We start from the raw sequence: 20,366 nt of genomic DNA on the forward strand, positions 1-20,366 counted from the left end.
CTTCGCCCCATGACCGTTGCGTTCTTTTCCGGTAAGGCCCGCCGGGCCGGTGTCGCTCTGGGTGCCGTCTCCGCCGGACTCCTCGTACTCTCCGCATGTGGCACCAAGCCGACCCCGCTCGCGACCGTGACGGTCGGGTCCGACTCGGTCCACACCGAAGCGACCTGCTACAACGACGGCGAAGCGATCAAGGAGTCGCAGATCCAGGCCTGCCTGGAGAAGAAGGCGGAGAAGACCATCACCGTCTCCGCGGACGACCGGATCCGCTTCGGTGTCGACCCGGAGATCGCCGAGAACGGCTGGACGCTGTTCATCGGCGGCCAGCGGGCCGAGCAGGAGCCGTACAAGAAGACGTACCGGACGATCCCGGCCAACGCGTTCCTCTCCAGCCAGACCGGTGAGACGGCGAGCTCGGCGCAGATCAGCATCGTCGAGACGAGCGGCAAGAAGCTGACGGGCATCTGGCACTTCGAGCTGAAGAAGGAATCCTGACCCTGCGCGTCCTGGTCGTGACGGCGGTGGCGGCGGAGTCGGACTCCGTCACCGCCGGCCTCGACGGCTACGCGCCGTCCGCCCCGCGCGTCCTCCGGTCCGGCCACACCGTGACGCCCCTGACCGCGCCCGTGGGACGTCCGGTAGTGGACGTCGTCGCCGGGGGCGTCGGGCCCGCCGCCGCGGCCGTCGCGGCGACCAGCGCGCTCGCCGCGGCACCGTACGCGTACGACCTCGTCGTCTCGGCCGGCATCGGCGGCGGGTTCGACCCGCACGCGCCGCTCGGGACGGTCGTCGTGTCCGACGCGATCGTCGCCGCCGACCTGGGCGCCGACACGCCCGGCGGGTACCTCGCCGTCGAGGAGCTGGGCTTCGGCCGCTCCGTCCACACCCCACCCCCCGGGCTGACCGACCGGATCGCCAAGGCCCTGTACGAGGGCGGGCAGCCGCACGTCGTCGCGCCCGTCCTGACCGTGTCCACGGTCACCGGCACCGCCGCCCGTACCGCCGAGCTGATCGCCCGTCACCCGCGTGCCGGGGCGGAGGCGATGGAGGGGTTCGGGATCGCCGAGGCGGCCGCCGCCCACGGCGTACCCGTCGTCGAGATCCGCGCCGTCTCCAACACCGTCGGCCCGCGCGACCGCGCCGCCTGGCGGATCGGCCAGGCGCTGGACTCGCTGCGGTACGCCTTCCAGCTGCTGAGCACCACCGTCTTCCTGGAGGACCTGTGAGGCCCGTGAGGATCGCGTACTCGCCGTGCCCGAACGACACGTTCGTCTTCCACGCCTGGGCGCACGGCCTCGTGCCGGGCGCGCCGGAGCTGGATGTGACGTTCGCGGACATCGACGTCACGAACGGCATGGCCGAGCGTGGTGAGCTGGACGTCCTCAAGGTGTCGTACGCCGCGCTGCCGTGGGTCCTGGACGAGTACGCCCTCCTGCCGTGCGGCGGCGCGCTGGGCCGTGGCTGCGGCCCGCTGGTCCTGACCCGCGAGCCGGACCTGGACCTGGCGGGGAAGACGGTCGCGGTGCCGAGCGAGCGCTCCACGGCGTACCTGCTGTTCCGCCTCTGGGCGGCGGACGTCGTCCGGGGGGGCGTCGGCGAGGTCGTGGTGATGCCGTTCCACGAGATCATGCCGGCGGTACGGGACGGCAAGGTCGACGCGGGGCTCGTCATCCACGAGGCCCGCTTCACGTACCAGGCCTACGGGCTGCACCGCCTCGCCGACATGGGCGAGCACTGGGAGTCCACGACGGGCCTGCCGATCCCGCTGGGCGCGATCATCGCCAAGCGGTCGCTGGGCGCGGACACGCTGAAGCTGCTCGCCGAGTCGGCGCGCGCGTCGGTCCGCATGGCCTGGGACGACCCGGAGGCGTCACGCCCGTACGTACGCGAACACGCCCAGGAGATGGACCCGGCCGTGGCCGATCAGCACATCGGCCTGTACGTCAACGAATTCACGGCCGACCTCGGCGAGGACGGCTACGCCGCCGTAAGGGGCCTGCTGACGCGTGCGGCGGCCGAGGGGCTGGTGCCGCCCCTCGGCCGGGATGCGCTGTCGTTCCGTACGAGCTAGACGTCCAGCTGGTCCGCCACCGCCCGCAGCAGGCCGGCGATCTTCTTGCCGTGGACCTTGTCGGGGTAGCGGCCGCGCTCCAGCATCGGGGTGATGTTCTCCAGCAGCGTCGTCAGGTCCTGCACGATCGACGCCAGTTCGTCCGGCTTGCGGCGCTGCGCCGCCGCGACCGACGGCGTCGGGTCGAGGACCGTCACCGAAAGCGCCTGGTCACCGCGCTGGCCCGCGACCACGCCGAATTCGACGCGCTGGCCGGGCTTCAGGGCGTCGACTCCGGCAGGGAGCACCGACGAGTGCACGAAGACGTCGCCGCCGTCGTCGCGGGAGAGAAAGCCGAAGCCCTTCTCGCTGTTGAACCACTTGACCTTGCCGGTAGGCACGTCTGTCCTCGTCCTCGTACTCGATAAGAAAACTGGCTCTGGATAGCACTACAGCGGGCCGCGTGGCCCGCCAGGACCAAGGCTAATGGTCCAGGGGCTGGTGACAAGACGTCGCCGGTCTGTTCCTCCGGCCAGGGAACTACCCTGGCCGAATGCATAGTGAAACCCCCGCGAGCAGCGCCGCCCCCGGTGACGGTCTCGTCCGGGCCGGCGGGATCGTCTTCATCGTCGGTGCCGTGGCCACTCTTGTCACCGTGGCACCGCTGTTCCTGGGCACCGATCCGTTCCCGCCGATCGCGTACGCGGTGTGCATGCTCATGGGCGTCGGGTTCTTGATCGCCGGCGTCGGCGTGCTGCGCTCGATCGCCGCCCAGCGGCGTCAGGCCAAGTCGGCCGCCCGGCCCGCCCTGTAGGCGTCCCACCAGGCGGGAAAGGCCGTCAGGTCGGGCAGGACGACATCCGCGCCGGCCGCCCGCAGCTCGTCGGCGTCGCACGGTCCGGTGGGTATGGAGACGGCGAGCGCGCCTGCCGTGCGGGCGCCGCGTACGTCGCCGGTGTGGTCGCCGACGTACACACTCGCGCCGTGTTCGCGCAGCGCGTCCGCCTTGGCCTCGGCCCACAGCCAGCCGATCACCGCGTCGGGTTCGATGCCCAGGTGGGCGAGGTGGAGCTTGGCGTTCGGCTCGTGCTTGGCGGTGACGACGACGGCCCGGCCGCCCGCCGCGCGAACGGCTTGAATCGCATCCTTCGCGCCGGGCATCGCGAGGGTCGGCTCGATGGCGTACGTGGGGTAGATCTCGCGGTAGCGGTCGCCCATCTCCTGGATCCGGTCGGCCGGGAACCAGTGCGCGAGCTCCTGTTCGAGGGGTGGTCCGAGGCGGGTGACGGCGAGGTCGGCGTCGATCCACACGCCCGTTTCGGCGGACAGCGCCCGGTAGGCGGCGTGGATGCCGGGGCGGGAGTCGATCAGGGTCATGTCGAGGTCGAAGCCGACCGTCGGGGCAGAAGCGTGCGAGGCCATGGGGGCCATTGTGCCTGCCGGCCGGTTTCGGCCACCCGCGGTTCGGGCGACCGGGAGCGGGGCCGCGCTCGGAGGGGGACGCGCAGTGGGTCGTGTTCTGGGCGTAGAACGACCGAGCTTGCGAGGGAGAGCCCAGGACACGATCCCCGGAGCGGCCCCAACGGCACGCCCCCCGCGCCGGAACGCCCCCGAGGGTCCCCGCCCGGGCGCGGCAGAGGGGCGCCACGCCCGGGCGGCCACGGGCGTCAAGCGCGGCGGCCACGGGCGTCACGCGCGGCGGGCGCGCCAGAGGAGGTAGAGGGCGGAGGCGAGGGCGGCGGTGCGGAGGGTCCAGGGCCAGGTGCCGGCGAGCGCGGCGCTCATGGCGTCGCCGCCCGGTGGGATCGGGTCGCCCCAGCGGCCGTCGAGGCGGCCCCACAGCCACACCGCGGCGCCCGCGGCGACGGCGCCCGGCAGGCCGAACACCGCAAGCTTCGCCTCCGCGCGGCTGAGCCGGCCCGTGGCGTACGCGAGAAGCCAGCCGCCGCCGAGGGCGAGCCACGAGCCGAGGGCGACGCCGACCACCAGCAGTACGGCGGCGGCCACCAGCATCGGGTGGCCGAGCCGGAGCCGGGGCAGTGGCACCCGTCGGCGCGACGGCGCGGGGGCCGGGGGTGCCTCGGGGGCGTCCTGGGCGGGTTCGGCGGCGGGTTCGGTGGCGGGTTCGGCGGCGGTCTCGTCCGGTTTCGGTGGGGGTTTCAGCATGTCCGGGATCTCCACCCCGCCCCGGAACCCCGGCGGCAGGATGTCCCCGCCGAACGCCCCCGGCCCGCCGAACGCCCCCTCCTGGCCGAACGCGCCCTCCTCGACACGCCACCAGTCCGGCTGCTCCACCGACGCGCCGGCCTCGTCCATGCCCGCGAGGTGCGGGCTCCAGGACTCCGCCGCCGCGGGCGGGACGTCCGGGGCCTCGGGGCGGCGGCGGAACCGCGTACGGGGTGTGCGCTGCACCGGTACGGCGGGGCGCGCCGGACCGCCGCCGCCGGACGCCGCCGCGCCGACCACCTCGTCCGGCGTGCCGAGGGCGGTGAGAATGCCGCGTACCGCCGCCGGGCTGTCGTCCTTGGCGCGCCGGGTGTCGATCTCGGCGCGCAGCGACGACACGAGCCTCATCCGCGTCTGCGAGGGCAGTTGCCGTTGCTGGGCCAGGTCACCGACCCGGCTCAGATAGTCGAAGACCAGCTGGTCGCTCTCGATCCCCACCGTCACGACGTTAGCGCGTGCGCAGGGGCTAACGTGGTCCGGATGGGGACCGGTGAGCTCGATCGGGAGGCGCACGTGGCCGCAGGGACCGAAGGTACGGGCGGTACGGCGGCTCCGCGCACCCTCGCGGAGGCTCTGCGGGCGCGCGGCGACGAGGGCCTGGCCGCGCTGCTGCGTGCCCGCCCCGACCTGCTCGTCCCGGTGCCGAGCGACCTGACGCAGCTGGCGACCCGCGCGGGGACGCGCGCCTCCGTCGTACGGGCGCTGGAGCGGCTGGACCGGTTCACGCTCCAGACGGCCGAGGCGCTCGCGGTGGCGCCGGACCCGGCCCCGTATCCCGTGCTGCTCGGGCTGATGGCCGGCGACGAGGGCGACCCGGAGGTCGAGGCGGCGCTGCCGCGTGCGGTCGGAATCCTGCGCGAGCAGGCGCTGCTGTGGGGCGAGGACGACCGGCTGCGGCTGGTGCGGACGGCCCGCGAGCTGCTGGCCCCGTCGCCGCAGCACCCGTCCCCCACGGGGCTCGGACCGACGGTCGCGGAGGCGACGGCGGGCATGTCGCCGACCCGGCTCCAGGAGATCATCGCGGCGGCCGGGCTGCCGACGACACACGATCCGGTGTCGGCGGTGGCCGCGTTGACGGATCTGTTCACCGACCGGGAGCGGATGGGCGCGCTGCTGGACACGGCGCCGGTGGAGGCGCTGGGGGTGCTGGACCGGCTGGTGTGGGGGCCGCCGTACGGCGAGGTGTCGGCGAACCCGGCGCCACCGGTGCGCTGGCTGCGCGACCGGGGCCTGCTGCTGCCGGCGACGGCGCGCACGGTGGTGCTGCCGCGCGAGGCGGCGCTGCATCTGCGCGCCGGGCGCGCGCACCGGGCGCCCGAGCCGGTGCCGCCCGCCGTCACGCCCGCCCGCGAGTACCGTCCACAGGTTGTGGACAGTACGGCGGCGGGCCAGGCGTACACCGCGCTTGCGACCATCGAGGAGCTGGCCAAGGAGTGGAACGAGGGCGGGCCGGCCGTGCTGCGCGCGGGCGGCATGTCCGTACGGGACCTGAAGCGGACGGCGGCGGCGCTGGACGTGACGGAGCAGGTGGCGGCGTTCTGGCTGGAGGTGGCGTACGGGGCGGGGCTGATCGCGCCGGACGGCGAGGCCGACGAGCGGTACGCGCCGACGCCCGCGTTCGACGAGTGGCTCGGCCTGCCGGCCGCCGAGCGGTGGGCCCGGCTGGCCGGGGCGTGGCTGACCGCGACGCGTACGCCGGGCCTGGTGGGCGCCCAGGACGCCAAGGGGCGCACGCTCGCGGCGCTCGGGCCCGACCTCGACCGGGGCGCCGCGCCGGAGGTGCGCCGCCGGGTGCTGACGCTGCTGGCGGGGCTCCCGGCCGGGGCGTCGCCGGACCCGGACACGCTGCTGGCCCGGCTGCGGTGGGAGCGCCCGCTGCGGAACGGGCGGGGTGCCGTGCAGACGGCGGGCGGCGCGGACCTGCGGGCCCGGCTGGCGAGCTGGACGCTGACGGAGGCGGAGCTGCTGGGCGTGACGGGGCGCGGCGCCCTCGCGGCCCACGGCCGGGCCCTGCTGCCGGGCGCGCCGGCCCCGGGCACGAACCACCCGGTGGCGGACCACCCGGTGACGGGCCACGGCGCGGACCACGCGGTGACGGGCCACCACGTGGCGGGCCACCCGGTGACGGGCCACGGCGCGGACCACCCGGTGGACGGGCACGGTGCGGGCCGCCCGGACAGGGCCGCCGTGCCCGCTCCCGCCGCGCCCGACGCGGAGACGTTCAACGGCCGCCGCCCCGCCCACGCCGCCGTCGCCGCCCACGCGGGCGCCGCCGCGCTCCTCGCGCCGCTGCTGCCCGAGCCGGTCGACCACGTACTGCTCCAGGCGGACCTCACGGCGGTCGCCCCCGGCCCCCTGAAGCGGCCGCTCGCCGACATGCTGGCCGTGGTCGCGGACGTCGAGTCCAAGGGCGGCGCCACCGTGTACCGCTTCACGCCCGGCTCCGTACGCCGCGCCCTGGACGCCGGGCAGGCGGCGGCCGACCTGCACGCCTTCCTGGCGGCACACTCCCGCACGCCCGTTCCGCAGCCGCTCGCGTACCTGATCGACGACGTGGCCCGCCGACACGGCCACCTGCGGGTGGGCGCCGCCTCCGCCTACGTACGCTGCGACGACGACGCCGTGCTCGGCGAGATCCTCGCCGACAAGCGGTCGGCGTCCCTCCGTCTGCGGCGCCTCGCGCCGACCGTGCTGGCCGCCCAGGCCGACCCGGCCACGCTGCTGGAGGGGCTGCGCTCCATGGGGTTCGCCCCGGCGGCCGAGTCGGCGGAGGGCGACGTCCTGATCACCCGGGCGCACGCGTACCGCACCCCGGCGCGCACGGCGCCCGCGCCGGTGCCGGAGGGCCCACCGGAACCGGACGCCACGCTGCTGGGCGCCGCCGTGAAGGCGATCCGCGCCGGGGACCTCGCGTCGACGGTCGTACGCAAGGACGAGCCGGCCGGCGCCGCCACGAACGGCGCACCGCCCCGCACCTCCGCCGCCGAGACCCTCGCCACCGTCCAGGCCGCCGCGATGACCGGCTCGGCGGTCTGGATCGGCTACGTCAACGCCGAGGGCGCCGCCAGCCAGCGCGTCATCGCGCCGGTCCGGGTGGAGGGCGGCTTCGTCACGGCGTACGACCACACCGCCGACGAGGTCCGCACGTACCCGCTGCACCGGATCACGGGCGTCGCGGAACTGGCCGACGCCGACGACCCGACCTGACCCGGCCTGACCCGACCTGACGCGGATCATGCGCCCGAACGGCGGATTTACCGCCCGTGAGTGACCGATACCCCACTCCAGGGGGACGTTCCGCATTCCCCCGGCGCGGCGCGGGCAGCCACGGGGCGTCCCGAACACGCACCACCGGAAAGAGGTCGTCCATGCGTCGAGTCACCACCGTCCTGCTGACCACCGCCGCGTTCCTGTCCGCGTTCACCGCCCAGGCCGCCGCCGTCGGCATCGACCTCGCGAGCGGCATCACCCTCTGACCGCCCGCCCCGCGACGCGACCGGGCCCGCACCGCCACGGACGGTGCGGGCCCGGTCCGCTGCCCCGCAGACGCGAAAGGAACCCGACATGAACCGACGTATCGCCCTCGCCCTGGCAGGCACCGCTCTGCTGTTCACCACCCTCGCCACCCCGGCCACCGCCGCGACGCTTCCGCCGGTCGGTGGCCCGATCAGCGGCCCGCTGACCGACATCCAGATCGAGGGCCCGCTGCTCACAAGTCCGCTGATCTGAACCAGCCCGGCACCTCACCGGTCACGCACGGACGTGACCGGTGAGCAGCATCGCGAAGAAGACGACGCCCCCCATGGCCTCCAGCAGCGACAGGTACGCCGCGGTCAGCACACACCCCATCACCCCGAGCCGGACCCGCGCCTGACGCCCCCGCTGCCACCGGTCGATGAACCAGGTACGCCCCACCATCCCCAGCGGCAGCAGATATCCCGCCCACCACCAGGGCCACGCCCCCTCTTCGCGCAGCGGCGCCGAGAAGACGGCCAGCAGGACGAGCGCGAGCGCCGAGAACCCCAGCGGCGGCACCCACCACCGGTCGTCGTGCGGCGAGTACGGCAAGGGCGCCGGGGGACGGGGCGGCAGGAGGTGCGGCGGGAACGGGTTCGACCGGTTCCGCCTCGCCCGGCTTCGCATCACCCGGTTACGCATCGCGCTGTTTCGCATGCCCCCACCCCACCGCGCCCGCATTCCCGGCCCCAGTGTGCGGCTACTCATTCGCCGCAGCCCGGCTACTTACGCCGCCGATGCGTAACACTGGATGTTTGGCCACACACCGAGGCCGCCAGGAAAGGGTGAGGCGTGAACGGACCACTCATCGTCCAGAGCGACAAGACACTCCTGCTCGAAGTCGACCACGAGCAGGCCGACGCATGCCGGCGCGCCATAGCTCCCTTCGCGGAGCTGGAGCGTGCGCCCGAGCACATCCACACCTACCGGGTCACCCCGCTGGGCCTGTGGAACGCGCGGGCGGCCGGGCATGACGCCGAGCAGGTCGTCGACGCGCTCGTCGAGTTCTCCCGTTACCCCGTGCCGCACGCCCTGCTGGTGGACGTGGCCGAGACGATGGCCCGCTACGGGCGGCTGACGCTGTCCAAGCACCCCACGCACGGGCTGGTCCTGACCACCACCGACCGGCCGGTCCTGGAGGAGATCCTCCGCTCCAAGAAGGTCCAGCCGCTCGTCGGCACGCGCATCGACCCCGACACGGTCGTCGTGCACCCCTCCGAGCGCGGCCAGATCAAGCAGACGCTGCTCAAGCTGGGCTGGCCGGCCGAGGACCTCGCCGGGTACGTGGACGGCGAGGCGCACCGTATCGACCTGGCCGAGGACGGCTGGGCGCTGCGCCCGTACCAGAAGCAGGCCGTCGAGGGCTTCTGGCACGGCGGCTCCGGTGTCGTCGTGCTGCCCTGTGGTGCCGGAAAGACGCTGGTCGGCGCGGGCGCCATGGCGAAGGCCAAGGCGACGACGCTGATCCTGGTGACGAACACCGTCTCCGCCCGGCAGTGGAAGCACGAGCTGGTGAAGCGGACGTCGCTGACCGAGGACGAGATCGGCGAGTACAGCGGCACGAAGAAGGAGATCCGCCCGGTCACCATCGCCACCTACCAGGTGCTGACGACCAAGCGGAAGGGCGTCTACCCGCACCTGGAGCTGTTCGACTCCCGCGACTGGGGCCTGATCGTCTACGACGAGGTGCATCTGCTGCCCGCGCCCGTGTTCAAGTTCACCGCCGATCTTCAGGCGCGGCGGCGGCTGGGGCTGACGGCGACGCTCGTACGTGAGGACGGCCGCGAGTCGGACGTGTTCTCGCTGATCGGTCCGAAGCGGTTCGACGCGCCGTGGAAGGAGATCGAGGCACAGGGCTACATCGCGCCCGCCGACTGCGTCGAGGTCCGCGTCAACCTCACCGACGGCGAGCGGCTCGCGTACGCGACCGCCGAGACGGAGGAGAAGTACCGCTTCTGCGCGACGACCGCGACCAAGCAGAAGGTCGCGGAGGCGCTGGTACGGAGGTTCGCGGGCCAGCAGATCCTGGTGATCGGCCAGTACATCGACCAGCTCGACGAGCTGGGCGAGCACCTGGACGCGCCGGTGATCAAGGGCGAGACGCCCAACGCGCAGCGCGAGAGGCTCTTCGACGCGTTCCGGCAGGGCGAGATCAGCGTGCTGGTGGTGTCGAAGGTGGCGAACTTCTCGATCGACCTGCCGGAGGCGACCGTCGCCATTCAGGTGTCGGGCACCTTCGGGTCACGTCAGGAGGAGGCGCAGCGCCTGGGCCGGGTGCTGCGGCCGAAGGCGGACGGGCACCAGGCGCACTTCTACTCGGTGGTCGCGCGGGACACGATCGACCAGGACTTCGCGGCACACCGCCAGCGGTTCCTGGCCGAGCAGGGGTACGCGTACCGGATCGTCGACGCGGACGAGCTGCTCGCACAGGACGTCGATCCGGATCTCAGCGGCGCCTGACGCCGGCTTCCTCCGCGTACTCGCCGAGGACGACGACCCCGAACGCCGCTTCGGCGAACACCTTGATCGCGCGGAGGGCGTTGCCGAGGCGGTGGGCGGGGTGCCGGGTCGCGCCGAGGGCGGTGGCGCCGGGGGCGTCGTGGAGGGTGGCTGCGGTCATGTCTCCATGATGGTTTCCGTACGTGGGCGGTACATCGGTCCCCAGACCGAACCCTGGTGCCGCCCGCGTACGACTCCAGGCATACGGCATCCCCTACGGGTCGGATATTCGCTCGCCGCTCCCTCGGCGCGTGGCTACAATCGCCGGCCTTGCCCGCCTCCCTCTCGTGGAGCGCCGCCCTCCGGTCGGAAACCGGTCGGCCCCGCCATCACCCGCGTACGACCCCGGAGGCTTCGCCGTGCCCGATCCGCTCTCGTCCGAGCGCGCCCATCTCGCCGCCTCGCGCGCCGCCCTGCGCGCCATGCGGGAGGACGTCCAGGCCCTGGACATCAGGGACGTCACCGCGAACTGGGTCAACGCCGCCGTCCTGTCGGCGCAGATCGAGGAGCGGATCAAGGCGCTCGCCGATCTCTCCCACACGCCGCTGTTCTTCGGGCGGCTGGACTACCTGCACACCACGCAGGAGGGGCAAAGCTTCTACATCGGGCGGCGGCACGTCCATGACGCGGACGGCGACCCGATGGTCGTCGACTGGCGTGCGCCGGTGTCGCAGCCGTTCTACCGGGCCTCGAAGAAGGACCCGCAGGACGTCGCGCTGCGGCGCCGGTTCGGCTACACGGGCGGTGAGCTGACCGCGTACGAGGACGAGCACCTGTCCGACCCGGCGGAGGAGGAGCGGGCTTCCAAGCTGCTCCAGGCGGAGATCGAGCGGCCGCGCGTGGGCCCGATGCGGGACATCGTCGCGACGATCCAGCCGGAGCAGGACGAGATCGTCCGCAGCGGCCTGTCCGGCTCGGTCTGTGTGCAGGGCGGCCCGGGGACGGGCAAGACGGCGGTCGGCCTGCACCGGGTGGCGTACCTGCTGTACGCGCACCGGGAGCGGCTGGCCCGCACCGGCACGCTGGTCATCGGGCCGAACCGGTCCTTCCTCCACTACATCGAGCAAGTTCTTCCGGCGCTCGGCGAGTTGGAGGTCAGGCAGGCGACCGTCGACGACCTGGTCGCGCACGTCGAGGTGCGGGGCGCCGACGACCCGGCGGCGGCCGTGGTCAAGGGCGACGCCCGGATGGCCGAGGTGCTGCGGCGGGCCGTGCGGTCGCACGTCACGCTGCCGACGGAACCCCTGATGGTGGTGCGCGGTTCGCGGCGGTGGCGGGTGCCCGCGTACGAACTGGAGGAGATCGTCGCTGAGTTGCTCGACCGGGACATCCGGTACGGGGCGGCCCGGGACGCCCTTCCACAGCGGATCGCGCACACGGTGCTGGTGCGGATGGAGCAGGCGGGTGAGGCGCCGGACGACCGGGTGCAGGACGCGGTGGCGCGGAACGCGGCGGTGAAGGCGGTGGTCAAGGCGGTGTGGCCGGCCGTCGACCCGGCGAAGCTGGTGCTGCGGCTGCTGTCCGACGCGGAGTTCCTGGCGGAGCACGCGGACGGGCTGCTGGACGAGGAGGAGCGGAAGGCGATCCTGTGGGCGAAGCCGCCGCGCTCGGTGAAGTCCGCGACGTGGTCGGCGGCGGACGCGGTGCTGATCGACGAGGCGTCCGACCTGGTGGAGCGTACGCCGTCGCTGGGCCATGTGGTCCTGGACGAGGCGCAGGACCTGTCGCCGATGCAGTACCGGGCGGTGGGGCGGCGCTGCTCGACCGGCTCGGCGACGGTGCTGGGCGACCTGGCCCAGGGGACGACGCCGTGGGCGACGGCGAGCTGGGCGGAGGCGCTGGCGCACCTGGGCAAGCCGGACGCGGTGGTGGAGGAGCTGACGGCCGGTTTCCGCGTGCCGCGCGAGGTGATCGCGTACGCCTCGCGGCTGCTGCCGCACATGTCGCCGGGACTGGCGGAGGTGCGGTCGGTGCGGGAGTCGCCGGGCTCGCTGGAGGTGCGGCGGGCGGAGGACCTGGCGTCGTCGGTGGTGACGGCGTGCCGTGCGTCGCTCCGGCACGAGGGGTCGATCGGCCTGATCGCGGCGGACGCGCGGATTCCGGTGCTGGCGGAGGCGCTGCGGGAGGCCGGCCTGCCCTGGCTGTCGCCGGGCGAGGAGACGACGGCCGCGTCCCGGCTGACGCTGGTGCCCGCCTCGCTGGCGAAGGGCCTGGAGTACGACTACGTCGTCCTGGACGAGCCGGCGGCGATCGTCGACGGCGAACCGGACGAACGCACCGGCCTCCGGCGGCTGTACGTGGCCCTGACGAGGGCGGTCTCGGGCCTGACGGTCCTGCACGCGGCCCCGCTGCCGGCGCAGCTGGGCTGACGCCCGGCCCGGTTCGGTCCTTCGGGGTCGCCCGTGCGCGGGAGCGCACCGTTGGGGTCCGTTCCGTGGGGGGCCTGGGCTCTCCTTCGCAAGCTCAGTCGTTCTACGCCCAGAACACCCCCCACTGCGCGTCCCCCTTTCGCGGCGGGCCCAGGCCCCGGGAGGTCCCCCCACCGGAGACCCCGGCGCCCGGCACCGCACCACCGGCGTAAGCCCGGGGTCCCGGACTGCTACGCCGCCGGCTTGAAGCCGCGCAGCCGGAGGCTGTTGCCGACCACGAACACCGACGAGAACGCCATGGCCGCACCGGCGATCATCGGGTTGAGGAGCCCGGCGGCGGCGAGGGGCAGGGCGGCGACGTTGTAGGCGAAGGCCCAGAAGAGGTTGCCCTTGATGGTGGCCAGGGTGCGGCGGGAGAGGCGGATGGCGTCGGCGGCGGCGCGCAGGTCGCCGCGTACGAGCGTGAGGTCGCCGGCCTCGATGGCGGCGTCCGTGCCGGTGCCCATGGCCAGGCCCAGGTCGGCCTGGGCGAGCGCGGCCGCGTCGTTGACGCCGTCGCCGACCATGGCGACCGACCGGCCCTCGGCCTGGAGGCGCTTGACCACGTCGACCTTGTCCTCCGGCATGACCTCCGCGTACACCTCGTCGATGCCGACCTCGGCGGCGACGGCGTCGGCGACGGCGCGGTTGTCGCCGGTCAGGAGGATGGGGGTGAGGCCCAGGGCGCGCAGCCGGCGGATCGCCTCGGCGCTGGTGTCCTTGACCGCGTCCGCGACCTCCAGGACCGCGCGGGCCTCGCCGTCCCAGGCGACGGTGATGGCCGTACGGCCGGCGGCCTCGGCCTCGTGCCGGGCGCGCTGGAGTTCGGCGGGCAGTTCGATGGCCCACTCGGACAGCAGCTTCTTCCGGCCGACCAGCACCGCGTGGCCCTCGACGACGCCCTGGACGCCGAGGCCGGCGATGTTGGCGAAGTCCTCGGGGGTGGGGAGGGCGCCGACGCGTTCGGCCGCGCCGGCCGCCACGGCGCGGGCGATGGGGTGCTCGGAGGCGTGCTCCAGGGCGCCCGCCAGGCGCAGCACGTCGGCCTCGTCGGTGCCGTCGGCGGTGTGGACGCCGAGCAGGGTCATGCGGCCGGTGGTGACGGTGCCGGTCTTGTCGAGGACGATGGTGTCGACCTTGCGGGTGGTCTCCAGGACCTCGGGGCCCTTGATGAGGATGCCGAGCTGGGCGCCGCGCCCGGTGCCGACCATGAGGGCGGTCGGGGTGGCGAGGCCGAGGGCGCACGGGCAGGCGATGATCAGTACGGCGACGGCGGCGGTGAACGCGGCGGTCAGCCCGGAGCCGTTGCCGAGCCAGAAGCCGAGCGTGGCGAGCGCGAGGCCGATGACGCCGGGGACGAAGACGGCGGAGATCCGGTCGGCGAGGCGCTGTGCGGCCGCCTTGCCGTTCTGCGCGTCCTCGACGAGCTTGGCCATGCGGGCCAGTTGCGTGTCGGCGCCGACGCGGGTGGCTTCGACGACGAGCCGGCCGCCGGCGTTGAGGGTGGCGCCCGTGACGGGGTCGCCGACGCCGACCTCCACCGGCACGGACTCGCCCGTGAGCATGGAGGCGTCCACGGCGGAGGTGCCCTCGTCGACCGTGCCGTCGGTGGCGATCTTCTCGCCGGGCCGGACCAGGAACCGGTCGCCGACGCGCAGGTCTCCCACCGGGATGCGGGTTTCCCGGTCGCCGCGCAGGACGGTGACGTCCTTCGCGCCGAGTTCGAGGAGCGCCCTCAGCGCCGCGCCCGCCTTGCGCTTGGAGCGGGCCTCGAAGTAGCGGCCGGCCAGGATGAAGGCGGTGACCCCGGCGGCGGCCTCCAGGTAGATGTTCCCGGCGCCGTCGCTGCGGGCGATGGTCAGCTCGAAGGGGTGGGTCATGCCGGGCGTACCGGCCGTACCGAAGAACAGCGCCCACAGCGACCACAGGAACGCCGCCGACGTACCGACCGAGATGAGGGTGTCCATCGTCGCGGCGCCATGGCGCGCGTTGGTCCAGGCGGCGCGGTGGAAGGGCCAGGCGGCGTAGGTGACGACCGGTGCGGCGAGGGTCAGGGAGAGCCACTGCCAGTACTCGATCTGGAGGGCCGGGACCATGGCCATGGCGATGACGGGTACGGAGAGGACGACGGCCGTGATCAGGCGTTGCCGCAGCGGCCGCAGCTCGTCGGGCGGCTGCTCTTCGTGGGCCTCGGGTGCCGGGGGCGCGGGCTCCTCGGCGGTGTAGCCGGTCGCTTCGACGGTGGCGATGAGGTCGGCCACCTGGACGCCGTCGGCGAAGGACACCTTCGCCTTCTCGGTGGCGTAGTTGACGGTCGCGGTGACGCCGTCCATGCGGTTGAGCTTCTTCTCGATACGGGCCGCGCACGAGGCGCAGGTCATGCCGCCGATGGCGAGCTCGACCTCGGCGGCGGGGCCGGGTGTCGTCGTCGTGGGGGTGCTCATGAGTGCTGCTCCTCGAAAATCTATACCCCAACAGGGTATGCCGTCTCGATGGGTCCATGTATACCCCCTGGGGGTATGAACTGCAAGGACTCATCCGCTTGACTTCATACCCCCCGGGGGTACTGTTGGCGCATCGGGAACGAGCCTCTCAAGGAGTCGTCATGAACACCGGAGTGAAGATCACCGCTTTCGCCGCAGCGCTCGCCGCGACCTTCGGGACGGCGTACGGGGTCGGCAAGGGCGTCGGCCCGGTCGTCGCGGCGGAGGAGCGGCCGGCCGCGGGGCACGGCGAGCACGACGCGCCCTCCGTCCCCACCGCACCCGGAGGGCTCCAGGTCTCGGAGGGCGGCCACACGCTCACATTGGAGCCGTCGGCCCTCACCGCCGGGAAGCGGGGCGAGCTGCGGTTCGCCGTCACGGACGCGCACGGGCGGGCCGTCACGGCGTACGAACGTGAGCACGGCAAGGAGCTGCACCTGATCCTCGCCTCGCGGGACCTGACCGTGTACCGGCACCTGCACCCCGTGCGGGGAGCCGACGGCACCTGGTCCACGCCGGTCGAGCTGCCCCAGGCCGGCTCCTACCGGGTGTTCGCCGACTTCACGCCCGCGGGCGGCAGGGCGCTGACGCTCGGGGCGGACCTCGCGGTGTCGGGGACGTACCGCCCGGCAGCACTGCCCGCGCCGAGCCGGGTCGCCGAGGTCGACGGCTACCGCGTGGAGCTCGCCGGGACCCCGGCACCGGGGCGGGCGGGCGAGCTGACCCTGCGCGTCAGCCGGGGCGGGCGGCCGGTCACCGACCTCCAGCCCTACCTGGGCGCGTACGGCCACCTCGTCGCGCTGCGCGCCGGCGACCTCGCCTACCTGCACGTCCACCCGCACGAGGGCCCTGCCGGACCGGAGGTGTCGTTCACGGCGACGGCGCCGAGCGCGGGGGCGTACCGGCTCTTCCTCGACTTCCGGCACGCGGGGAAGGTCCGTACGGCTGCCTTCACGGTGCACGCGCATTAGGCTGGCCATTGGACTAGACCTGTAGCGAATGGAGCCGTCAGTGAGCAACCGTGCAGTCCTGGAGGTGATCGCCCTCGACGCGGAGGACGCGATCGCCGCACAGGCCGGAGGAGCGGACCGCCTCGAACTGGTCACCGACATGGCCGCGGACGGGCTCACCCCGTCCCGCGAGACCTACGGCCGGATCCGCGCCGCCGTGGACATCCCGCTGCGCGTGATGCTGCGCCTGGCCGACGGCTTCTCGGCGGGCGACATCGACGCGCTGGTACGGGTGGCGCGGGCGTTGCGCGAGGAGGGCGCGGACGAGTTCGTCCTCGGCTTCCTCGACGCCGAGGGCCATGTGGACCTGGTCGCCGTCGAGCGGCTGGTCGCCGAGCTGGAGGGCTGCCGCTGGACGTTCCACCGGGCGCTCGACCGGGCGGCCGACCGGGACGCGGCACGCAAGCAGCTCGCCGACCTGCCGGGGCTGGACACGTACCTCACGGCCGGCTCGGCGGCCGGTGTCGACGAGGGCCTGCCGACCCTGCTGGCCGAGGCCGCCGCCGCCCGGCGCGGCGAACCGGGCTACGAGCCGCAGCTCCTGGTCGGCGGCGGCCTCCGCCTGGACCACGTCCCGGCGCTCCTCGCCGGCGGCGTCACCGCCTTCCACATCGGCGGCGCCGCCCGCCCCTCCGGCTGGTCCGCCCCGGTCTCCCCCACCGCCGTCCGCGCCTGGCGCACCGCGATCGACGGCCGGGCGTAGGCGGCCCGGCCCCGGCCCACCACCGCGCGGGCGGCCGGTACGCCCGGCAGGCGACGACCGGCCCGCCGGCCGGTTGCCGCGCCGACAGGCGGTTGCCGCGCCGCCTGGCCGTGGCCGCGCCGCCAGGCGAGCCGCCCGCCCCCGTCTCCCCCACCGCCGTCCGCGCCCGGCGCACGGCGATCGACCACGTCAGCCGAAGAGGACCAGGTCCGCCTCCGTGGCGCCCGCCAGGTCGTAGCGCGTGCCCGTCAGCGGGCGGGCGGCGTAGAGGCGGATCAGGGTCGGCGCCGGGCCCAGGTAGCGGGCCGGGGGGCGTTCACCCGACGCCGCGCCCAGGCGCAGCGGGTCGTCGCGGTCGTCGAGGTCCGCGTGGAGCGGCACCGTGCCGCGCGCCCGGGTGACCGCGGCGAGGAGGTCCAGCGCCGGGGCGAGCCCGGGTCCCGCGTAGGCACCCGGCTCGCCGAGGGCCTCCCGTACGTCGCCCGCGTGCACCCACTCGCCCAGCGCGATGCCGTCCTGCCGCCCGTCCGGCGCCGCCGCGATGGCCGCGCCCGCCTCGGTCATGCCGCGCTCCAGCTCGTCGACGATCGCCAAGTTGGACCGCTCCCCGCGCTCGGCGATGTCCCGGTCGTTGGCCTCGGGGCTGAAGACGCCCTCCTCGAAACGCTTCTCCACCACCCGCGTCAGCGCCGCCGCGCAGTGCGCCAGGACGTGCCGCACCGTCCAGCCGGGACAGCACGTGCGTACGGCGAAGGCCGCGTCGGGCAGGCGGCGCAGCAGCGGGATCAGGGCGTCGCGCTCGGTCCGCAGCAGCAGCCCGGGCAGCTCGGGGTCACGTACATCGGATACGTCACGTAGATCGCTCATGGGCTCCAGCCAACCGTCCACAGCCCGCCCTGGCAACGGGCCGCACCCGGCACAATGACCCCATGGCGCCCCTCCCCGCTCACCCCGCACACGACGACCTCCGCCGCCGCTGGGCGTCGGCCGTACTCATCGCCCGGGACACGGACGACTGCATGCCCTCGCCCTACCGGTACGCCGACGACCTCCTCGCCCGGTGGGCCGAGCCGCAGCGCCGCTACCACACCACCGACCACCTCCTCGCCGTCCTCGACCGTGTCGACGAGCTCGCGGACCACGCGGACGACCCCGATCTCGTACGCCTCGCCGCCTGGTTCCACGACGCCGTGTACCTCCCCGAGCGGTCCACCAACGAGGAGCGCAGCGCCCGCCTCGCCGAGCGGGCCCTGCCCGAGCTGGGCATCGACGCGGCCCGTACGGCGGAGGTCGCCCGCCTGGTCCGGCTCACGCTCACCCACGACCCGGCGGACGGCGACCGCAACGGCGAGGTGCTGTGCGACGCGGACCTGGCGATCCTGGCCGCCGCGCCCGACGCGTACGCCGCGTACGCCGCCGCCGTACGGGAGGAGTACGGCTTCGTGCCGGACGAGGCGTTCCGGGAGGGCCGGGCGGCGGTGCTGCGGCAGCTGCTGGGCCTGCCGTGCCTGTTCCGTACGCCGCACGGGGCCCGGGAGTGGGAGGAGCGGGCCCGCCAGAACCTGACCACGGAGCTGAAGCTGCTGGCCACGGGCACCCCGGGAATGTAAGGCGCACCGACCGCGTTGACCCCTGGCATGCCGTCTTCCGCCGCGCGTGAACGCACCCGCATGCCCCTGGCCGTCTACATCCTCGGCCTGTCCGTCTTCGCGCTCGGCACGAGCGAGTTCATGCTGTCGGGTCTGCTGCCACCGATCGCGGACGACATGAACGTCTCCATCCCAAAGGCCGGGCTGCTCATATCCGCCTTCGCGATCGGCATGGTGATCGGCGCGCCGCTCCTCGCGGTCGCCACGCTGCGGCTGCCGCGCAAGACGACGCTCATCGCGCTGATCAGCACCTTCGGCGTCGGGCAGCTGGTGGGCGCGCTGGCTCCCTCGTACGGGATCCTCTTCGCGTCGCGCGTGGTCAGCGCGCTGGCGTGCGCCGGGTTCTGGGCGGTCGGCGCGGCCGTCGCGATCGCGATGGTGCCGGTCGGGTCGCGTGCCCGCGCGATGGCCGTGATGATCGGCGGGCTGTCGATCGCGAACGTCCTCGGCGTCCCGGCCGGCGCGTTCCTGGGCGAGCACCTGGGCTGGCGGTCCGCGTTCTGGGCCGTCGGCGCCGCCTCGGCGATCGCGCTGGTCGGCGTGGTGACCCTGATCCCGCGCATCCCGCTGCCCGCCGAGAAGCCGCAGCTGCGGCGCGAGCTGACGATCTACCGTGACCGGCAGGTCTGGCTCGCGGTCGCGGTCACCGCCCTCGCGGCGGGCGGCGTCTTCTGCGCGTTCTCCTACCTGGCCCCGCTGCTCACCGACGTGGCCGGCCTCGACGTCGGCTGGGTGCCGACCGTGCTGGCCCTCTTCGGCATCGGCGCGCTGATCGGTACGACGATCGGCGGCCGGGTCGCGGACGCGCACCTGTTCGGGGTGCTGCTCAGCGGCATCACGGCGTCGACGCTGTTCCTGGTGGCGCTCGCGCTCTTCTCGTCCAGCCCCGTCACCACGGTGATGCTCTCCTTCCTCCTCGGCGTCTCGGCGTTCTACACGGCCCCGGCCCTCAACGCCCGCATGTTCAACGTCGCCGGCGCCGCCCCCACCCTGGCGGGCGCCACGACGACGGCCGCCTTCAACCTCGGCAACACCGGCGGGCCGTGGCTCGGCGGCACGGTCATCGACGCGGGCCTCGGCTTCCCCTCCACGGCCTGGGCGGGCGCGGCGATGACCCTCCTGGGCCTCGCGGCGGCAGCCGTGGCCCTGCGCCTGCACACCTCGACGTCCCGCGTGGTGACCGGGTCGGCCGACTCCCTCAGGGAGACGCCCGCCGCTTCGGGCGCCGCAGGCCCGACTCCTTGAGGAGGCGTACGAGTTCCTTGGAGCCGATCTCGACCGCGCCCGCCGCCACCGCGTCCGCGTACCGCTCGGAGGGGACGTCGTAGTGGTCGCCGTCGAAGGCGCGGGGCGGGGCGCCGATGAGGGCGGCGAAGGCGTGGAGCTCGTCGTAGGACACGTCGCTCACCATGTGGGACCACATGCGGCCGTGGCCCGGCCAGTTCGGCGGGTCGATGTAGACCGTCACGTAAGGCCGCCGACCCGTGCCACCACCACGCCCGCCTTACCGCACACCCAGTGCGGGTCGGGGCCCAGCTCCGGTTCCACTTCCAGCGCGTGCGGGTCGCCGGAGGCGCACACCGGGCACAGCGGCCAGCGGCCGTACCGCTCCAGCAGCGCGTCCTGGACGTCCTGGGCGACGAGCCCAGCGACGTACTCCATGCCTTCCGGCCACTGCTCGACCCACCAGCGCCGGTGTGTCACCGCGTCCTCCACGAGCGACACGACCTCCGCCTCGGCGACGTCCCGCGCCTTGAGGTCGGCGAGGACCAGGGCCCGCGCGGCGTGCAGGGCCTGCTCCAGGGGATCCACGGCGTCCATGGAG

Annotated in this window: 21 protein-coding genes; 12 read left to right on the forward strand and 9 right to left on the reverse strand. The window is 74.0% G+C overall.

The annotated features are described in order from the left end of the window. The first annotated feature begins 9 nt into the window (after window positions 1-9). Genes BKD26_RS16640 through BKD26_RS16650 form a run of 3 tightly spaced genes read left to right on the forward strand, consistent with a single transcriptional unit; the run spans window position 10 to window position 2,068 of the window. Window positions 10-492: a DUF2771 domain-containing protein gene (locus BKD26_RS16640; RefSeq protein WP_084898668.1), complete on the forward strand. Its 483-nt coding sequence runs from the start codon at window positions 10-12 to the stop codon at window positions 490-492. A gap of 2 nt (window positions 493-494) precedes the next feature. Then, a complete protein-coding gene (locus BKD26_RS16645) occupies window positions 495-1,223 on the forward strand; it encodes a futalosine hydrolase (RefSeq protein ID WP_084898670.1) in 729 nt (242 codons plus the stop codon). 11 nt (window positions 1,224-1,234) lie between these two features. Beyond that, window positions 1,235-2,068: a 1,4-dihydroxy-6-naphthoate synthase gene (locus BKD26_RS16650; protein WP_084898913.1), complete on the forward strand. Its 834-nt coding sequence runs from the start codon at window positions 1,235-1,237 to the stop codon at window positions 2,066-2,068. Here the strand turns inward: BKD26_RS16650 and BKD26_RS42025 are convergent. Continuing rightward, complete coding sequence (locus BKD26_RS42025; RefSeq protein WP_031073201.1) at window positions 2,065-2,448, reverse strand: cold-shock protein; 384 nt, start codon at window positions 2,446-2,448, stop codon at window positions 2,065-2,067. The genes BKD26_RS16650 and BKD26_RS42025 overlap by 4 nt on opposite strands. Before the next feature lie 152 nt (window positions 2,449-2,600). Here BKD26_RS42025 and BKD26_RS16660 point away from each other — a divergent pair, with 152 nt between their 5' ends. Further along, the gene (locus tag BKD26_RS16660; protein ID WP_084898672.1) at window positions 2,601-2,861 is read left to right on the forward strand and encodes a hypothetical protein; all 261 of its coding nucleotides are present in this window, start codon (window positions 2,601-2,603) and stop codon (window positions 2,859-2,861) included. On the opposite strand, the gene BKD26_RS16665 is transcribed toward BKD26_RS16660, so the two are convergent. Continuing rightward, on the reverse strand, window positions 2,828-3,478 hold the full coding sequence (locus BKD26_RS16665; protein ID WP_107417885.1) for a haloacid dehalogenase-like hydrolase: 651 nt from the start codon (window positions 3,476-3,478) through the stop codon (window positions 2,828-2,830). The two genes, BKD26_RS16660 and BKD26_RS16665, sit on opposite strands and share 34 nt — an antisense overlap. Before the next feature lie 258 nt (window positions 3,479-3,736). Further along, on the reverse strand, window positions 3,737-4,711 hold the full coding sequence (locus BKD26_RS16670) for a hypothetical protein (RefSeq protein WP_084898916.1): 975 nt from the start codon (window positions 4,709-4,711) through the stop codon (window positions 3,737-3,739). 42 nt (window positions 4,712-4,753) lie between these two features. On the opposite strand from BKD26_RS16670, the gene BKD26_RS16675 reads away from it, so the two are divergent. Together BKD26_RS16675 and BKD26_RS40275 are read left to right on the forward strand one after the other, a co-directional pair. Further along, a complete protein-coding gene (locus tag BKD26_RS16675) occupies window positions 4,754-7,480 on the forward strand; it encodes a helicase-associated domain-containing protein (RefSeq protein ID WP_084898674.1) in 2,727 nt (908 codons plus the stop codon). A gap of 357 nt (window positions 7,481-7,837) precedes the next feature. Next, complete coding sequence (locus tag BKD26_RS40275; protein ID WP_179166564.1) at window positions 7,838-8,002, forward strand: hypothetical protein; 165 nt, start codon at window positions 7,838-7,840, stop codon at window positions 8,000-8,002. Between the two features lie 21 nt (window positions 8,003-8,023). On the opposite strand, the gene BKD26_RS16680 is transcribed toward BKD26_RS40275, so the two are convergent. Next, window positions 8,024-8,341: a hypothetical protein gene (locus tag BKD26_RS16680; RefSeq protein WP_143662662.1), complete on the reverse strand. Its 318-nt coding sequence runs from the start codon at window positions 8,339-8,341 to the stop codon at window positions 8,024-8,026. A 240-nt stretch (window positions 8,342-8,581) separates the two neighbouring features. Between BKD26_RS16680 and BKD26_RS16685 the strand changes: the two genes are divergently transcribed. After that, window positions 8,582-10,249, forward strand: coding sequence for a DNA repair helicase XPB (locus tag BKD26_RS16685; RefSeq protein ID WP_084898678.1), 1,668 nt, complete (start codon window positions 8,582-8,584; stop codon window positions 10,247-10,249). On the opposite strand, the gene BKD26_RS40280 is transcribed toward BKD26_RS16685, so the two are convergent. After that, the gene (locus tag BKD26_RS40280; RefSeq protein WP_179166566.1) at window positions 10,236-10,409 is read right to left on the reverse strand and encodes a hypothetical protein; all 174 of its coding nucleotides are present in this window, start codon (window positions 10,407-10,409) and stop codon (window positions 10,236-10,238) included. The genes BKD26_RS16685 and BKD26_RS40280 overlap by 14 nt on opposite strands. A gap of 301 nt (window positions 10,410-10,710) precedes the next feature. Here BKD26_RS40280 and BKD26_RS16690 point away from each other — a divergent pair, with 301 nt between their 5' ends. Continuing rightward, window positions 10,711-12,657: an AAA family ATPase gene (locus BKD26_RS16690; protein ID WP_179166570.1), complete on the forward strand. Its 1,947-nt coding sequence runs from the start codon at window positions 10,711-10,713 to the stop codon at window positions 12,655-12,657. 230 nt (window positions 12,658-12,887) lie between these two features. On the opposite strand, the gene BKD26_RS16695 is transcribed toward BKD26_RS16690, so the two are convergent. Then, a complete protein-coding gene (locus BKD26_RS16695; protein WP_084898682.1) occupies window positions 12,888-15,140 on the reverse strand; it encodes a heavy metal translocating P-type ATPase in 2,253 nt (750 codons plus the stop codon). Between the two features lie 161 nt (window positions 15,141-15,301). On the opposite strand from BKD26_RS16695, the gene BKD26_RS16700 reads away from it, so the two are divergent. Both BKD26_RS16700 and BKD26_RS16705 read left to right on the forward strand, forming a co-directional pair. After that, on the forward strand, window positions 15,302-16,150 hold the full coding sequence (locus tag BKD26_RS16700) for a hypothetical protein (RefSeq protein WP_084898684.1): 849 nt from the start codon (window positions 15,302-15,304) through the stop codon (window positions 16,148-16,150). Between the two features lie 40 nt (window positions 16,151-16,190). After that, window positions 16,191-16,892, forward strand: a complete 702-nt coding sequence (locus BKD26_RS16705; RefSeq protein ID WP_084898685.1) for a copper homeostasis protein CutC — start codon at window positions 16,191-16,193, stop codon at window positions 16,890-16,892. A gap of 189 nt (window positions 16,893-17,081) precedes the next feature. On the opposite strand, the gene BKD26_RS16710 is transcribed toward BKD26_RS16705, so the two are convergent. Further along, window positions 17,082-17,759, reverse strand: coding sequence for a maleylpyruvate isomerase family mycothiol-dependent enzyme (locus BKD26_RS16710; protein ID WP_084898687.1), 678 nt, complete (start codon window positions 17,757-17,759; stop codon window positions 17,082-17,084). A 62-nt stretch (window positions 17,760-17,821) separates the two neighbouring features. Between BKD26_RS16710 and BKD26_RS16715 the strand changes: the two genes are divergently transcribed. Together BKD26_RS16715 and BKD26_RS16720 are read left to right on the forward strand one after the other, a co-directional pair. Next, on the forward strand, window positions 17,822-18,502 hold the full coding sequence (locus BKD26_RS16715; protein ID WP_084898689.1) for an HD domain-containing protein: 681 nt from the start codon (window positions 17,822-17,824) through the stop codon (window positions 18,500-18,502). 60 nt (window positions 18,503-18,562) lie between these two features. Continuing rightward, window positions 18,563-19,786, forward strand: a complete 1,224-nt coding sequence (locus BKD26_RS16720) for a Cmx/CmrA family chloramphenicol efflux MFS transporter (protein WP_084898918.1) — start codon at window positions 18,563-18,565, stop codon at window positions 19,784-19,786. On the opposite strand, the gene BKD26_RS16725 is transcribed toward BKD26_RS16720, so the two are convergent. Together BKD26_RS16725 and BKD26_RS16730 are read right to left on the reverse strand one after the other, a co-directional pair. Beyond that, window positions 19,740-20,009 (reverse strand): DUF4031 domain-containing protein, encoded by a 270-nt coding sequence (locus BKD26_RS16725; RefSeq protein WP_084898691.1) that lies wholly within the window; start codon window positions 20,007-20,009, stop codon window positions 19,740-19,742. The two genes, BKD26_RS16720 and BKD26_RS16725, sit on opposite strands and share 47 nt — an antisense overlap. Further along, complete coding sequence (locus BKD26_RS16730; RefSeq protein ID WP_084898693.1) at window positions 20,006-20,362, reverse strand: hypothetical protein; 357 nt, start codon at window positions 20,360-20,362, stop codon at window positions 20,006-20,008. The genes BKD26_RS16725 and BKD26_RS16730 overlap by 4 nt, the downstream gene beginning before the upstream one ends. Window positions 20,363-20,366: the final 4 nt, after the last annotated feature.

The organism is Streptomyces sp. CB03238 (assembly GCF_002099185.1).
In the GTDB taxonomy this organism is placed as follows: domain Bacteria; phylum Actinomycetota; class Actinomycetes; order Streptomycetales; family Streptomycetaceae; genus Streptomyces.

Excerpts from the sequence above, each read along its gene's own strand:
- BKD26_RS16675 (WP_084898674.1), top strand. The coding sequence starts at position 4,754 with ATGGGGACCGGTGAGCTCGATCGGGAGGCGCACGTGGCCGCAGGGACC.
- BKD26_RS16710 (WP_084898687.1), bottom strand. The coding sequence starts at position 17,759 with ATGAGCGATCTACGTGACGTATCCGATGTACGTGACCCCGAGCTGCCC.
- BKD26_RS16715 (WP_084898689.1), top strand. The coding sequence starts at position 17,822 with ATGGCGCCCCTCCCCGCTCACCCCGCACACGACGACCTCCGCCGCCGC.
- BKD26_RS40275 (WP_179166564.1), top strand. The coding sequence starts at position 7,838 with ATGAACCGACGTATCGCCCTCGCCCTGGCAGGCACCGCTCTGCTGTTC.
- BKD26_RS16690 (WP_179166570.1), top strand. The coding sequence starts at position 10,711 with ATGCGGGAGGACGTCCAGGCCCTGGACATCAGGGACGTCACCGCGAAC.
- BKD26_RS16640 (WP_084898668.1), top strand. The coding sequence starts at position 10 with ATGACCGTTGCGTTCTTTTCCGGTAAGGCCCGCCGGGCCGGTGTCGCT.
- BKD26_RS40280 (WP_179166566.1), bottom strand. The coding sequence starts at position 10,409 with ATGACCGCAGCCACCCTCCACGACGCCCCCGGCGCCACCGCCCTCGGC.
- BKD26_RS16730 (WP_084898693.1), bottom strand. The coding sequence starts at position 20,362 with ATGGACGCCGTGGATCCCCTGGAGCAGGCCCTGCACGCCGCGCGGGCC.
- BKD26_RS16720 (WP_084898918.1), top strand. The coding sequence starts at position 18,563 with ATGCCCCTGGCCGTCTACATCCTCGGCCTGTCCGTCTTCGCGCTCGGC.
- BKD26_RS16700 (WP_084898684.1), top strand. The coding sequence starts at position 15,302 with ATGAACACCGGAGTGAAGATCACCGCTTTCGCCGCAGCGCTCGCCGCG.
- BKD26_RS16695 (WP_084898682.1), bottom strand. The coding sequence starts at position 15,140 with ATGAGCACCCCCACGACGACGACACCCGGCCCCGCCGCCGAGGTCGAG.
- BKD26_RS16665 (WP_107417885.1), bottom strand. The coding sequence starts at position 3,478 with ATGGCCCCCATGGCCTCGCACGCTTCTGCCCCGACGGTCGGCTTCGAC.
- BKD26_RS16660 (WP_084898672.1), top strand. The coding sequence starts at position 2,601 with ATGCATAGTGAAACCCCCGCGAGCAGCGCCGCCCCCGGTGACGGTCTC.